The following is a 13,385-nucleotide window of genomic DNA, read 5'->3' as shown; positions in this document are numbered from 1 at the left end:
TGCGGCCGGGTCAGCCGGCCATCAGGTCCGACACCTTCACGAAGCGGTACCCACGCTTCCGCAGCTCGGGAACCACCTGGCCCACCGCCTCGTCCGTGACCGGAGCCGCGCTGCGGGTGCAGTGCATGACGACGAGCGAGCCGGGCTTCACCCCGTCCAGCACCTGCTGCGCCACCGCGTCCGCGTCCGTCGCGAACGCGTCGCCGCTGACGACGTCCCACTGCACGGCCGTCACCTTCTCCGGCACGAGCGCGCGCAGCGAGGCATCGTCGTAGCAGCCGCCGGGGAAGCGGAAGTACGGCACCACATGGCGCGCTCCGGTCTTCCGGATGGCGCCGAAAGCCCGCTCCACCTCGTTACGCATGGCGCCCTTGTCCACGGTCGGCAGTCCGTAGCAGGGGGAGGTGAAGGCGTAGTGGCTGTACGAGTGGTTGGCGATCTCGAAGAGCGGATCGGTGCCGATCGACCGGGCCTGGGCGGGATACTCCTCGGCCCACCGGCCGGTCATGAAGACGGTCGCCGGCACCTTCAGCCGGCGCAGCAGGGCGATCAGCTCCGGATTGTCGAAGTGCTCCCCGGAGGCCGCGCGCGGCCCCTCGTCGGCGGTCATGTCGGCGTCGAAGGTGAGCGCGACGACCTTGTCCGTGCGACTGGGCCCGCGCTCGAGGACCGGAGTGAGTCCGGCGGGGCCGGGCGCCATGGTGGGCGGGCCCTTCACGGACGGAGTCTTCACGGGCGGGGACGCGCTCGGGGGAGCGGCGGACGGGGAGGAGGGAGAAACCGGTGCGGAGTGCTGGGGCAGGGGTGCATGGACCGCGGTGGTGGACTTCCCGCCGTCCGAGCCGCAACCCGTCAGAGTCATGCCCAGCACAGCCGCCAGAGCCGTCCCCAGCGCGGCCGGTACCGTGAGTTTTCGTGCAGAGGTGGTCACTGACGGAACTTAGCCGATCGTATGACCGGTGGCGGGTCCGGCGCTCCGGCCGGAGACAGCTCGACGCACCGCTGCCTCCGACCGGCCCAGCGGACCGTCAGACGACCGCCCGGAGGACCGCGTCCACGGCCCCCACCACGGTCAGCGCCACGGCCCCGTCACCGCGAACGTCGTGCCGGGCGTGTAGCAGTTGACGAACATCGTCTCCTGGTCCGGCGAGAAGGTCACTCCGGCGAACTCGCCCCACTCCGGCTCCTCGGCCGTCCCGATGTTCTGCCGGCCGCGCGCCATCGCGTACACCTCGCCGCGCCGCGTCAGACCGAACACGTGCTGCGCCCCGCCGCCGTCCTCGCACACCATCAGGCCGCCGTCGGAGGCCAGGCAGATGTTGTCCGGCGACTCGCCCGGCAGCTGGATGTCCGTGTCGGGGCCGAAGGAGATGACCAGCGTGAGGCGGCGCCGCTTCGGCTCGTACCGCCAGACCTGCCCGAAGTGGTCGGCCGCCGACCCCTCGGCGCTGTGCGCGAAGCTGGAGACGAAGTAGACCGAGGAGCCGCCCCAGTAACAGCCCTCCAGCTTCTGGCCGTGGGTGATGCCCTTCGGCCCGAAGTCCTGGAAGCGGATGGCCGTCCCGGCGGCCAGCGGATCCGGTACGGGCACCCACTCGATGCCCTCGAAACACGTCCCGGTCTCCTGGACCGCGGAGAGGTCGGGGACCCCCGGCACCCGCATCGCCTCCAGTTGCCCACCGGCCCGGAGCGAGCCCGTGCCGCCGAGCGGTTTATGGGGCAGGAAGCGGTAGAAGAGGCCGAACGGCTTGTCGAACGCGTCCTCCGTCTCGTAGACGATGCCGTTGCGCGGATCGATCGCGATCGCCTCGTGCTGGAAGCGGCCCATCGCGGTCAGAGGGACGGCGCCGGTCCGGTGCGGATGCGCGCCGTCCACCTCGAAGATGAAGCCGTGGTCCTTGGTGTAGCCGTTGGTCCCGGCCCTGTCCTCGGTCTCCTCGCAGGTGAGCCAGGTGTCCCAAGGGGTACGTCCCCCGGCGCAGTTGACCGCGGTGCCCGCGATGGCGACGCGTTCGTCGAGGACGTTGCCCCGGCCGTCGAGCTCGAGCGTCGTACACCCGCCCTTGCCCATCGGGTCGTACGTGAGTCCCTCGACGGTCGGCACGGCGATCTCCGCGGTGACCCGGTTCTCGTGGTTGCGTACCAGTTGGACGTGCCCGCGGCGGCCGGCGAACGCCGCCATTCCGTCGCAGTGGCTGGGCACCGGCCCCTCGCCGGAGCGGAGCGGATCGCCCTCCCGGGACAGGACCCGGTAGCGGAACCCCTGGGGGAGATCGAGCAGTCCGTCCGGGTCGGGTACCAGCGGGCCGTAACCCGCGTGGCCGCGGGCGGCCGACGTGCCCGCGAAGAGTTCGGTGAACGCGCCGGTGAAGGCGATCGTGGCCACGGCCGCACCGCTGCCGGCCAGGACCTGACGCCGTGTCGCAGACGGTTGTGCTGATGCAGAGGACATGAGGCAACTTCCTGTTGGCGGACAGGAGAAGTGACTGCATGTGTCTACCACGCGACTCACCGCACGGGAACCACGCGGGTCACCGGCCTCATGCGTGTCCCGGGCCGCACCGGGCCCGGGACACGCCGTGAGAATCAGGCGAGCGAGGCGCTCAGCGTGATCGTCGTGCCCGTCAGCGCCTGGCTGACCGGGCAGTTCGCCTTGGCGTCCTCGGCCGCCTTGACGAAGCCCGCCTCGTCGAGGCCCGGTACCTCGCCCTCGACGGTGAGGTGGATGCCCGTGATGCCGGTGCCAGGCTGGAAGGTGACCTCGGCCTGGGTGTTCAGCCGGGTCGGCGGGGTGCCGGCCGTGGCGAGACCGTTGGAGAGCGCCATCGAGAAGCAGCTCGAGTGGGCCGCGGCGATCAGCTCCTCCGGGCTGGTCTTGCCGTTCGCCTTCTCCGCGCGGGACGGCCAGGAGACCGGGTACTCCCCGATACCGGAGGAATCGAGGGTGACGACACCCTTGCCCTCGAGCAGGTTGCCTTCCCAGACCGTGTGCGCCTGACGCGTGGTAGCCATGCTGGTTCCCTTCAAACGGAATGCGCGGTTGTACGGGGGTGGCGAAGGCACTCCGTCGTGCCTCGCCGTTGTCACGCCCCCGAACCTACTGCGCCACCAGCCCCTTCGCGTCACGCGCCAGCGCCGTCAGCCGGGAGATTGCCCGGAAGTACTTCTTCCGGTACCCGCCGTTCAGCATGTCCTCGCTGAACAGCCGGTCGAACGGCATCCCGGACGCGAGGACCGGAACCTCCCGGTCGTACAGCCGGTCCGCGAGTACCACGAGCCGCAGCGCGGTCGACTGGTCGGGCACCGGCTGCACCTCGGTGAGGCACACCGCCCGGATGCCGTCCGTCAGCGCGCCGTACCGGCTCGGATGGACGCGGGCCAGGTGGTCGAGCAGCGCGGGGAAGTCGTCCAGGCTGGCGCCCTCGGTCGCGTACGCCGCCCTGGTCACCTGTTCCTCGGAGTACGGCGGCGGGGCTTCGGGCAGGCCGCGGTGGCGGTAGTCCTCACCGTCGATGCGCAGCGGGCGGAAGTGCGAGGACAGCCCCTGGATCTCCCGGAGGAAGTCGGCCGAGGCGAACCGGCCCTCGCCCAGCTTGCCGGGCAGTGTGTTGGAGGTCGCGGCGAGCGCCACCCCCGCCTCGACCAGCCGGCTCAGCAGCGAGGACACCAGCACGGTGTCGCCCGGGTCGTCGAGCTCGAACTCGTCGATGCACAGCAGCCGGTGCCCGCTCAGCGTCCGCACGGTCTGCTGGAAACCGAGCGCGCCCACGAGGTTGGTCAGCTCCACGAAGGTGCCGAACGCCTTCAGCGAGGGCGCGGCGGGCGTGGCGTGCCAGAGGGAGGCGAGGAGGTGGGTCTTGCCGACGCCGTAGCCGCCGTCGAGGTAGACCCCGCGCGGGCCGGCGGGCGCCGCGGCCTTCTTGCCGCCGAACCACTTGCGCTTGCCGGCGCCGCTCGCGTGCGCCCCGCCGAGGCCTGCCGCGAAGTCGGCGAGGACCTTGACGGCCTCGGTCTGGCTCGGCTGGTTCGGGTCGGGGACGTACGTGTCGAAACGCACCGAGTCGAAGCGCGGCGGTGGCACCATCTCGGCGACCAGACGGTCGGCGGGGACGTGCGGCTCGAGGGCGCACAGGGACAGCGGGGCCGTTTCGGCTATGGGGCTGGACCCCGGCACGGCGGTGGAGGAGGACACAACCCCCCAGCTTAGGGCGTGCCAGACTGCCGCACATGCGACGCCTGTTCCCTGTGACTGATCCGACAGCGGCCGACGACCTGGGCGAGTGGAGTCTGGACGCCCTCGCCGACGCCTACGCCTACCCCGAGACCGACGGGCCGTGGCTGCGCGCCAACATGGTGTCGACCCTCGACGGCGCGGCCCAGCACGACGGCCGCTCCCAGCCGATCTCCTGCGAGAGCGACATGCGGATCTTCGGCACGCTGCGTGCGCTGGCCGATGTGGTGATCGCGGGCGCGGAGACCGTACGGCTGGAGGGCTACCGGCCCGCGCGGGCCCGGGAGGACTTCGCGGCGCGGCGGGAGGCGGCCGGCCAGGGGCCCGTGCCGGCGATCGCCGTGGTGAGCGGGAGTCTGGACCTGGACTTCTCGCTCCCGCTCTTCGTCTCGCCCCTGGTCCCGACGCTCGTGCTGACCGGCGCGGGGGCGCCGCCCGACCGGATCGCGACGGCCCGGAATGCGGGCGCCGAAGTGGTGATCGCGGGGGAGGGCTCCCGGGTGGATCCCGCCCGCGCCGTGCGGGAGCTGGCCGACCGCGGGCACCGGCGGCTGCTGACGGAGGGCGGGCCCCGGCTGCTCGGCCAGTTCGTGGCGGAAGGCGTGCTGGACGAGCTGTGCCTGACCCTGGCGCCCATGCTCACGGCGGGTGACGCGCAGCGGATCGCGGGGGGTCCCACGGTGCTTGTGCCGGAACGATTCTCCTTGGCATCACTGCTGGAAGAGGCCGGGTTCCTCTTCTCTCGGTACCGTCGGATCGGACAATGAGCGGAATATCCCGTTCCGGTTAGCGTTCGGTGGGCAGAATGAATCTCGCAGCCCCCGTGCGAGCACGGGGAAGGATGGTTTCAGCAGTGACCGGAGACGGCCACTGAAGCAGAAGGGCCCCTGTGGTGTTCACCAGCGTTTTGATGATCGAGAAGCCCCTCACCTCGGAGGACGTCGAGTTCGTCACCACCCTGCACGGTGAGGAGCAGGTCTCCTTCGTCGTCCTCATGCAGCCCCGTGGCGACCAGGCGGATGTGCTGTTGCGGGCCATCGACGACCTGGCGATGGGCGAACTGAAGGAAGCGGCCCGGGAGAGCGAGGTGCCGGAGGGCAAGAACGCCAGACAGTCCGCCGAGCTGTCGCTGGAGGTGTCCCTGGAGGCGCTGCGCCAGTCCGGCTCGGAAGCCGTCGGACAGGTGATCGAGGACCACCCCCTGGACAAACTCAAGTCCGTCGTCGACGAGGCGGAGGCCGACGAGGTCATCGTGCTGACGGCCCCGCACTACGTGGAGGAGTTCTTCCACCGTGACTGGGCGTCCCGTGCCCGGCACAAGGTCGGCGTACCCGTGCTCAAGCTCTTCGCGCACAGCGAGTAGACGGCGTACCGGCGCCCGGGCCCCGTCGCGCAGTGCGCAGGCGGCGTACCGGCGCCCGGGCCCGTCGCGCAGTGCGCAGGCGGCGTACCGGCGCCCGGGCCCGTCGCGCAGTGCGCAGGCGGCGTACCGGCGCCCGGGCCCGTCGAGCAGCGCACACTCGGCGTACCGGCGCCGAGGCTCCTCGGGCACGGCGCACAGGCGGCGCCCGGTGCTCAGGCTCCTCGCGCGCAGCGAATAGGCTGGGAGCCCCCGTCCGCACCACCCTGGGAGACACACGCATGGCACCCGGTATTCCTGCCGCCATGGAACGGCCGCACTTCATCGGCATCGGCGGCGCCGGAATGTCGGGCATCGCGAAGATCCTCACCCAGCGGGGCGCGAAGGTCGCGGGCAGCGACTCCAAGGAGTCCGCCACGGCCGAGGCGCTGCGCGCGCTCGGGGCGACCGTCCACATCGGGCACGCCGCCGGTCACCTGGCGGACGACGCCACCTGCGTCGTCGTCTCCAGCGCCATCCGCGACGACAATCCGGAACTGGTGCGCGCCGGGGAGCTCTCGATCCCCGTCGTGCACCGCTCCGACGCCCTCGCGTCCCTCATGGCGGGGCTGCGGTCCATCGCCGTCGCGGGAACCCACGGCAAGACGACCACCACGTCGATGCTCGCCGTCGCCCTCACCGAGCTGGCCCTCGACCCCTCGTACGCGATCGGCGGCGACCTTGCAGGTCCCGGCACGAACGCCACGCACGGCGAGGGCGCGATCTTCGTCGCCGAGGCCGACGAGAGCGACCGGAGCTTCCAGAAGTACGACCCCGAGGTCGCGATCGTCCTCAACGTCGAGCTCGACCACCACGCGAACTACGCCTCGATGGACGAGATCTACGACTCCTTCGAGACCTTCGCCGGCAAGATCGTCCCCGACGGCACCCTGGTGATCTCCGCCGACCAGTCCGGCGCGGTCGAACTGACCCGCCGGGTCCGCGACCTGTCCGCCCTCAAGGTCGTCACCTACGGGGAGTCCGAGGCCGCGGACGTACGCGTCCACAAGATCACCCCGCGCGGTCTGACCAGCGAGGTGACGGTCGTCCTCAAGGGCAAGTACCTCACCTTCACCGTCTCCGTACCCGGCCGCCACTACGCCCTGAACGCGGTGGCCGCCCTCGCCGCGGGCGTCGCCCTCGGCATCCCCGCGCACAACCTCGCCTCCGCCCTCGGCACGTACACCGGGGTCAAGCGCCGCCTCCAGCTCAAGGGCGAGGCGGCCGGCGTCCAGGTCGTCGACAGCTACGCCCACCACCCCACCGAGATGACGGCCGACCTCGAAGCGATGCGCGGCGCCGCCACCGACGCCCGGATCCTGGTCGTCTTCCAGCCCCACCTGTTCTCCCGCACCCAGGAACTCGGCACCGAGATGGGCCAGGCCCTCGCGCTGGCCGACGCCTCCGTGGTCCTCGACATCTACCCGGCCCGCGAGGACCCGATCCCCGGCGTCACCAGCAGCCTGATCATCGACGCCGCGAAGGCCGCAGGCGCCGATGTCGCCGCCGTGCACGACAAGGCGACGGTTCCCCAGGTCATCGCGGGAATGGCGAAGCCCGGCGACCTCGTTCTCACCATGGGAGCGGGCGACGTCACGGACCTCGGCCCGCAGATCCTGGACCACCTGTCGAGCTGAGGGAGTCACCGTGCCGTACGAGATCGAGAAGCCGGACGAGCAGTGGCGGGAGGAACTGTCTCCCGCCGAGTACGCCGTCCTGCGCAAGGCGGGCACCGAGCCGGCCTTCGTCGGCGAGTACACCGACACCAGGACCACGGGCGTCTACTCCTGCCGCGCCTGTGACGCGGAGCTGTTCCGCTCCGACACCAAGTTCGAGTCGCACTGCGGCTGGCCGTCCTTCTACGACCCGAAGGACACGGACGCGGTCGAACTGATTCAGGACCGCAGCCACGGCATGGTCCGCACCGAGGTCCGCTGCGCCCGCTGCGGCTCGCACCTGGGCCACGTCTTCGAGGGCGAGGGCTACCCCACCCCGACGGACCAGCGGTACTGCATCAACTCGATCTCGCTGCGGCTGACGCCCGAAGAGGACTGACCGCGACAGCCCGACGAGTGTCCGGCCGGTGCCCGCACAGGGAGCAGTGATTCTGTGCGGGCACCTCGCGTTCCGGATCCACTCGGTCTCATCGCCCCGCGGCCGACGCGGTGGCGCGAGGCAGCAGGAAGGTGACCAGAGGTGCGAGGGCGGCCCACGCCGCCGCGCCGGCCGGAATCGCGAGAGGGACCGGCAGATCGCCCCCGGCGGCCAGCAGACCGGCCAGCACGACGCCGTTGAGCAGACCGACGGCCGTTCCGGCCGCGACGTGCCACGGTGCCCGGGGAACCGCCGCCGCGACGGCCCGGCGTACCCCCAGGCCGGTGATCACCAGCACGGGGCCGCCCAGCACACCGAACAGCAGCGCTGTCCACCACGGCGACGGGGGCCAGAAGAGCAGAAACACCACGACGATCAGAGTGCAGAGCAGAGCCATGAGGAACAGGCCCGTGTCCGCATCCGATGCGTCGCGCGATGAACCGGTCGGCGCCCCCACGTACGCCGCCGCCGTGGCGACCAGGAAGACCGCAACGCACAGTGCGAGCGTCCAGACCGGGGACCAGCCGGTCAGCAGGGCGAACTGGGACCAGAGGGCGCCCGCGGCTAGCAGTCCGCTCCACGCCGATGCCCGGCCCGCTCCCGGCACCGTCTGCCCGGCGGGGGGCCGGACGGCCCGCCCTGTGGGCGGATCGGCCGGGAGTTCCGCCTCGGTCGGGGGTTCCGGCTCGGCCGGCGGGTGGACCGTGGGTTCCGGCTCGGTCGGCGGATCGGCTCGCTCCTGGGCCTTCGCACCCGCATCGGTCGCAGGGGCCCCGGAGAGCCCCGGGACGGCGGGGGACGCATTCCCGAGGCCGTCCAGCACCTCGCGCAGACTCTCGGACACCTCCTCGGCCGTGGCCGGCCGGAGGCCGGGATCCTTGTGCAGCAGACGGAGGACGAGGTGGTCGAGAGCGTCCGGAACGCTGGGACGCAGGCTCCTCACCGGTTCCGGTGGCCGGTTGAGGTGCTGGGCCAGTACCGACCATCCCGCGCCCTCGAAGGGCGGGCCGCCGGAAAGGAGCTCGTACAGCAGGCAGCCCAGCGAGTAGAGGTCGCTGCGCCCGTCGAGGGTCCGGTCGCCGCGCACCTGCTCCGGTGACATGTAGGCAGGCGTGCCGATCGTCGCCCCGGTGCCCGTGAGCCCGGTTCCGGACTCCTCGATCAGCCTCGCGATGCCGAAGTCGCAGATCTTCAGGTCGAGTTCGCCGTCTCCGTACACCATGACATTCGCCGGCTTGATGTCCCGGTGGACGACGCCGGCGCGGTGGGCGGCCGAGAGACCGGAACAGATCTGACGCCCCCAGGCCACGATGTCCTCGACGCTGCGCCGTTCCGTGGCGGCGAAGGCGGCCATGGAGCGGCCGGGAACCAGCTCCATGACCAGGAACAGCACGTGGTGCGTCCCGAGGGCGGCCTCTCCATGATCGTGGATGGTCACGATGCGCGGGTGGGTCAGACGGGCGGTGGCCCGCGCCTCCTGACGGAACCGCGCGATCGACTGGCTGGTCGTGAGAGCGCTCCGGGTGATGACTTTGACGGCCACGTCACGGTCGAGCCGGGAGTCGACAGCCCTCCACACCTGGCCCATCCCACCGGCCCCGAGCATCTCCATCAGCCGGTAGCGGCCTTCGAGCACCTCTCCACGCACCGAGTGCCCCCTTCGGTCGTCATGTGCGGGGTGTCCGACGCGGCGACCACGCCCCCGTCGGCTCCGGGCAGAAGCCTACGCAGCGACCGGCCGGGAAACCTCGCCGATCCAAGATCCCTCGGACCCGGTTCCGGAGGGCGGGCCCGCCGCGGGTGACGCCCCGGACGGCGTGGGGCGTCGGATCAGGCGTCGTCGCTGTCGGGCTTCAGCAACGGGTGCACCACGCCGGGGAAGACCCGGGCCCGCACGACCGACTCGGCCGAACCGCCCTGGATCACGGTCTCCGCCACGCCCCAGGGGCGGCCGGGCAGCTGGACGATCAGGGTGTACGAGGCGGAGCAGCCCGTGCACTCGTACCGGTCCACCCATGTCTCCACCTCGGTGGCGCTCCCCGGGTAGCGCGCCACGTGCCGGTGCCGGGCGTGGCAGCGCTCGCAGGTCTCGCCGGGCTCGCACGTACCGCCGCACGGGCAGGGCACGTCGAGGGACTCGGCCGGGCGCCACCGCTGCGTGAGGACGGCCTCACGCGTGGCTCCCATGTCCTTCATCGCCTTGAGATTGCGGGCGGCCACGTTGTACGACTCACCGGTCGCCGCCATCCGGTCGCGGATCACGTCCTTGCGCCCACGGTTCGTCGTCATCTGTTCCTCCTGGGGTTCACGCAGCCCGCCAGGAGCCCATGAGATCGGTAAGTACCAAGGTACCCGGCGCGTGGCGCCCCCGACGACTCGCTCGTTCAGCCCCGGCGCACCCGGCCCGCGATCCTCCGGCCGATCCGCCCGAGAGTGCGCCGGCCCCGGCGGTTCCAGTCGTGGAACGCCTCCGCCCGGCCGCTGCTCCCCGAGCGCCCCACGGCCTCCTCCACCGCCGCGACCTGGTCGGCGGAGAGTTTGCGCACGGCGGGGCGCAGCACCTCCTCCAGCAGGGCGGCGGCGGTCCGGCTCCAGTCGGCCCCGGCGTGCGGATGAGCCGTCCAGACGGCGAAGCAGTCACCCGCGTAGGCCGGATCGGACTTCAGACGGGAGCGGACGCCGGCACCGCGTGCGGCCCGGTCGTAGGCGGCGATGAGATCGGGGTCGCCGCTGTGCACGAGGGCGTACAGCTCGGCCTCCGGCCGGTCCGGTGCGAGCAGCCGCGTGGCGAGTGCCCCGAACGCGTGGCCGAGCACCTCCGGTTCCACGGGCTCGGCGTCCTTGCGCAGCGCGCGGGCCCGCTCCGCCCACTCCGGCGCCGCCGCGTCCGACCGGATCTCGCGGGCGAAGTCGAGGAGGAGCAGCGCGCCCCGTTCCCGGCCCGCGACCTCCTGGGGGAAGCCGCGCAGCAGGTCGTGGGCGAGATCGGGCGCCTCCTCGTCCGTGGCGGGGGCGCCGAGCGCCGCGCCGACCAGGTGCGACCAGGTGCCGGCCGTCCGGTGGGCGTCCGACGTGGCGGCCTCCAGAAGCAGCCGCGCCTCGCCCGCCGTCATCCCGATCTTCTCCGAACCCTCTCCCCACACCAGCCCCACGGCCGTCCGCAGCACCAGCGGCTCCGCGAACGGCGACATCCCGGCGGCCCGCAGCACCCGGTGCACCGCGCCCACCCGGTCCGCTCCGCAGCCGGCCTTCGCCACCGGTGCCTCGGCGCACATCCGCAGATGGGGCAGCGACTGTGTCCCGGTGAACGGCAGCGCCACCCGCCCCAGCAGCCGCTCGACCCCCGGCGGATCCTGCGGCGCGATCCGGTCGAGTGCGCCGAGCAGGGCCGTACGGACGTCGAACTGCTCGTCCATCAACTCCAGGAGCGCGGGACCCCAGCCGGGCTCACCCTCCCCGGGCTCCAGTAGCGCGGGTGCGAGCCGGTGGACGACCGGGCCCAGCAGCTCCGCGCAGTCCACGCCCAGCAGCCGGGCCACCCGCAGCAGCTGTACGGTCCTGGCGACGTCGAGGCCGGCGCCCGTGCCGCTCAGCTCGGTCAGGATCTCCGGGCCGAGCACCGAGGCGACGGCCGCGCCCTCGGGACCGTTGAAGGCGGTGCGGCCCGGCAACTCCACCGAGCCGTTGCCGCCACGGACCGCTTCCGTGACAAGCATGGCGGCCAGCGGGGCCGTGGCCGCCGCGGGGGAGCGGCCGTCGAGCGCGGCGAACAGCCGCCCCGCGGCGTCGAATTCGGGGCCGGTGCGGTCGTCCACTCCGGGTGCGGTCAGGGCGTCGACCAGCTGCCGGGTCCGCTTCGCGTCCAGGGCGTAGGGCCGCTCGGCGGCCCAACTCGCGGCGGCTGCCCGCCCGCCCGTGCCCAGCGTGATGCCCGCGCACAGGGCCGTCACGGCCAACGGCCCGGCGGCGAACGGTTCTCCGGGCAGCTCGGCCGCCTCCCGGAACAGCTCAGGCGCGCGGCTCCGCCAGATCCGGGCGGCCGTCTCGGCCCAGGCGTCGGTCACGGCTCCCTCGGGAGCCGGACCGGCACAGGCGTGGACGCGAAGACCGGGGCCGGTCAGGTCCTGCGCGTCCTGCGGGAGCACTCCCGCGATCTGCTGCGGAGCCCGCAGCGGGTGGCGGGTGTACGTGGTGAACGTCAGCCGTTCGGCGAAGCCGTCGGGCAGGGCGAGGCAGACCAGCGCGATCCACCGGGCCACGTCCGCGCTCTGCCGCTCGACGAGCACGATGCGTTCGGAGTCGTCCTGCCCGCACACCCGGCGCAGGTCGGCCAGGACACCGGCGAGCCAGGGGCCTCGGGAGACGGCGAAGTCGTTGAGCCCCTCGCGGTCCCGCGCGTGGCCGGTGGCGGGCAGACCGGCGAGCGGGCCGGGCTGCGTACGGTCCGGAGTCGTCGAGGCCCAGCGGCCGGACCGGCCGGCGGTGATCGGCAGGACGCCGCCCGGCAGCCGGGTGCCGGCGGGCAGGTGCACCGCGTGTGCGTGGAAGGCCACGGCGGATCCGGGCGCGGGGCGGACCGCCACGGTCCTGGCCAGCAGATGACTGCCGTCCGACAGCACGCTGAAGCTGAGCGCCTCGGGCAGCGCGCGCAGAGCGGAGCCGGTGAGCGCGGGAGTGGTGCCGGTGGGTGGCTCGTACGCCAGGAGCGGTCCCGCCTCGGTGAGCGCGGACGCGGGTATCGAGGCGTCAACTGCCGTAAAGCGGCCAGGTATTGCTTCGGCCTCGCCGGTGCCGGGATCGTCCCCGCCGGTCGCGGAGGTGTAGTGCAACTGCGCGAGGCTCATGCGTCGGCTCTCTTCGTCCCTGCCGTGAAGGTCCCCCTGCCACCCGCACCCGCCGTCCCGTGGTGGCAGCGCCGTCCCGGCAGAGCGACGACCCCGGTGGGGAGTGTTCCGCAGTCGCTGGGGCGACGCTATCAAGGACCCGCCCACCGCTGCGGCGAGAAGGCGGAGCAACGGAGCAACGGAGCAACGGAGCAACGGGGCAAGGGGACGGAGTGACGGTCAGGTTCTGGAGGCCGACGGCCCGTGGACCGTACGCAGCGCGTGCACGCGCTGCGTACGGTCCACGGGGCCGCGCATCCGGCCTCCTGGCCGGGCGCGCTACCGGTGCCGGTGATGGGGCGCGGTCACTGCCCGGGCGCCAGTACCGGGCTGTTGTGGTAGGCGGCGATGAGCCAGCGGCCGTCCCGCTTCTCGAAGACCCAGGTCGCGTTCACCTTGCCCGCGTCCGGAACCTCGGTCCGGCCGGGGAACAGGATGCCGGACTCGCTGACGACGATCGCAGCGTCCCCGCCGACGAAGCGAAGGCCCAACTGCCTGTTGTGCGTCGAGGTGTTCTTGAGCGGACCGGCGAAGGCGAGGGCCATGCTCTCGCGGATCGCCTCTCGGCCGTCCCGGAGCGCGCCGGTCATGATGGCGGTCGCGTCCTCGGTGTAGTCGGCGACCATGCCCTCGGCGTCGCCCTTCTCCCACGCCTTGTAGGAGTCGGCCAGGACGGCCTGGATGGCGGCCTTGTCTTCCGCACGACTGTCGGACATCGGATCTCCCTTGTGAGCGGTTCGCCGGGGGTCTCCGGGCGAACTCGTCACTACATACCGGC

12 protein-coding genes are annotated in these 13,385 nt (G+C 72.3%); 4 read left to right on the top strand and 8 right to left on the bottom strand.

Annotated features, from left to right (window positions below):
- Nucleotides 1-10: 10 nt before the first annotated feature.
- The 4 genes from ABTX18_RS27485 to zapE all read right to left on the bottom strand — a co-directional run bounded on the left by ABTX18_RS27485 (nt 11) and on the right by zapE (nt 4,192).
- Nucleotides 11-862 (bottom strand): polysaccharide deacetylase family protein, encoded by an 852-nt coding sequence (locus ABTX18_RS27485; protein ID WP_503061221.1) that lies wholly within the window; start codon nt 860-862, stop codon nt 11-13.
- 210 nt (nt 863-1,072) lie between these two features.
- Nucleotides 1,073-2,452: an alkaline phosphatase PhoX gene (locus tag ABTX18_RS27480; RefSeq protein ID WP_352125436.1), complete on the bottom strand. Its 1,380-nt coding sequence runs from the start codon at nt 2,450-2,452 to the stop codon at nt 1,073-1,075.
- 134 nt (nt 2,453-2,586) lie between these two features.
- Nucleotides 2,587-3,012 (bottom strand): OsmC family protein, encoded by a 426-nt coding sequence (locus ABTX18_RS27475; RefSeq protein WP_266784161.1) that lies wholly within the window; start codon nt 3,010-3,012, stop codon nt 2,587-2,589.
- An 85-nt stretch (nt 3,013-3,097) separates the two neighbouring features.
- On the bottom strand, nt 3,098-4,192 hold the full coding sequence (gene zapE / locus ABTX18_RS27470) for a cell division protein ZapE (protein ID WP_352125435.1): 1,095 nt from the start codon (nt 4,190-4,192) through the stop codon (nt 3,098-3,100).
- 35 nt (nt 4,193-4,227) lie between these two features.
- Between zapE and ABTX18_RS27465 the strand changes: the two genes are divergently transcribed.
- From ABTX18_RS27465 to msrB, 4 genes are all read left to right on the top strand, one after another.
- On the top strand, nt 4,228-4,998 hold the full coding sequence (locus ABTX18_RS27465; RefSeq protein ID WP_352125434.1) for a pyrimidine reductase family protein: 771 nt from the start codon (nt 4,228-4,230) through the stop codon (nt 4,996-4,998).
- 143 nt (nt 4,999-5,141) lie between these two features.
- On the top strand, nt 5,142-5,594 hold the full coding sequence (locus ABTX18_RS27460; protein WP_352125433.1) for an indole-3-glycerol phosphate synthase: 453 nt from the start codon (nt 5,142-5,144) through the stop codon (nt 5,592-5,594).
- A gap of 278 nt (nt 5,595-5,872) precedes the next feature.
- Nucleotides 5,873-7,267 (top strand): UDP-N-acetylmuramate--L-alanine ligase, encoded by a 1,395-nt coding sequence (murC, locus tag ABTX18_RS27455; RefSeq protein ID WP_352125432.1) that lies wholly within the window; start codon nt 5,873-5,875, stop codon nt 7,265-7,267.
- Between the two features lie 10 nt (nt 7,268-7,277).
- Nucleotides 7,278-7,685, top strand: coding sequence for a peptide-methionine (R)-S-oxide reductase MsrB (msrB, locus tag ABTX18_RS27450; RefSeq protein WP_352125431.1), 408 nt, complete (start codon nt 7,278-7,280; stop codon nt 7,683-7,685).
- Nucleotides 7,686-7,773: 88 nt separating this feature from the next.
- Here msrB and ABTX18_RS27445 read toward each other — a convergent pair whose 3' ends face one another.
- The 4 genes from ABTX18_RS27445 to ABTX18_RS27430 form a co-directional block, all read right to left on the bottom strand.
- A complete protein-coding gene (locus ABTX18_RS27445; protein ID WP_352125430.1) occupies nt 7,774-9,372 on the bottom strand; it encodes a serine/threonine-protein kinase in 1,599 nt (532 codons plus the stop codon).
- Between the two features lie 182 nt (nt 9,373-9,554).
- Nucleotides 9,555-10,013, bottom strand: coding sequence for a hypothetical protein (locus ABTX18_RS27440; RefSeq protein ID WP_352125429.1), 459 nt, complete (start codon nt 10,011-10,013; stop codon nt 9,555-9,557).
- A 95-nt stretch (nt 10,014-10,108) separates the two neighbouring features.
- The gene (locus ABTX18_RS27435; protein WP_352125428.1) at nt 10,109-12,568 is read right to left on the bottom strand and encodes a GTPase-associated protein 1-related protein; all 2,460 of its coding nucleotides are present in this window, start codon (nt 12,566-12,568) and stop codon (nt 10,109-10,111) included.
- A gap of 344 nt (nt 12,569-12,912) precedes the next feature.
- The gene (locus ABTX18_RS27430; protein WP_352125427.1) at nt 12,913-13,323 is read right to left on the bottom strand and encodes an SgcJ/EcaC family oxidoreductase; all 411 of its coding nucleotides are present in this window, start codon (nt 13,321-13,323) and stop codon (nt 12,913-12,915) included.
- Nucleotides 13,324-13,385: the final 62 nt, after the last annotated feature.

Origin of the sequence: Streptomyces sp. NPDC096323, from assembly GCF_040302845.1 — a bacterium.
Lineage (GTDB): Bacteria > Actinomycetota > Actinomycetes > Streptomycetales > Streptomycetaceae > Streptomyces.
This window is presented reverse-complemented; position numbering and strand designations above follow the sequence as displayed.

Bases quoted from the DNA above. Each gene is read 5' to 3' on its own strand.
- ABTX18_RS27485 (WP_503061221.1), bottom strand. From the start codon at position 862: ATGACTCTGACGGGTTGCGGCTCGGACGGCGGGAAGTCCACCACCGCG.
- ABTX18_RS27480 (WP_352125436.1), bottom strand. From the start codon at position 2,452: ATGTCCTCTGCATCAGCACAACCGTCTGCGACACGGCGTCAGGTCCTG.
- ABTX18_RS27475 (WP_266784161.1), bottom strand. From the start codon at position 3,012: ATGGCTACCACGCGTCAGGCGCACACGGTCTGGGAAGGCAACCTGCTC.
- ABTX18_RS27465 (WP_352125434.1), top strand. From the start codon at position 4,228: ATGCGACGCCTGTTCCCTGTGACTGATCCGACAGCGGCCGACGACCTG.
- ABTX18_RS27460 (WP_352125433.1), top strand. From the start codon at position 5,142: ATGATCGAGAAGCCCCTCACCTCGGAGGACGTCGAGTTCGTCACCACC.
- murC (WP_352125432.1), top strand. From the start codon at position 5,873: ATGGCACCCGGTATTCCTGCCGCCATGGAACGGCCGCACTTCATCGGC.
- ABTX18_RS27440 (WP_352125429.1), bottom strand. From the start codon at position 10,013: ATGACGACGAACCGTGGGCGCAAGGACGTGATCCGCGACCGGATGGCG.
- ABTX18_RS27435 (WP_352125428.1), bottom strand. From the start codon at position 12,568: ATGAGCCTCGCGCAGTTGCACTACACCTCCGCGACCGGCGGGGACGAT.
- ABTX18_RS27430 (WP_352125427.1), bottom strand. From the start codon at position 13,323: ATGTCCGACAGTCGTGCGGAAGACAAGGCCGCCATCCAGGCCGTCCTG.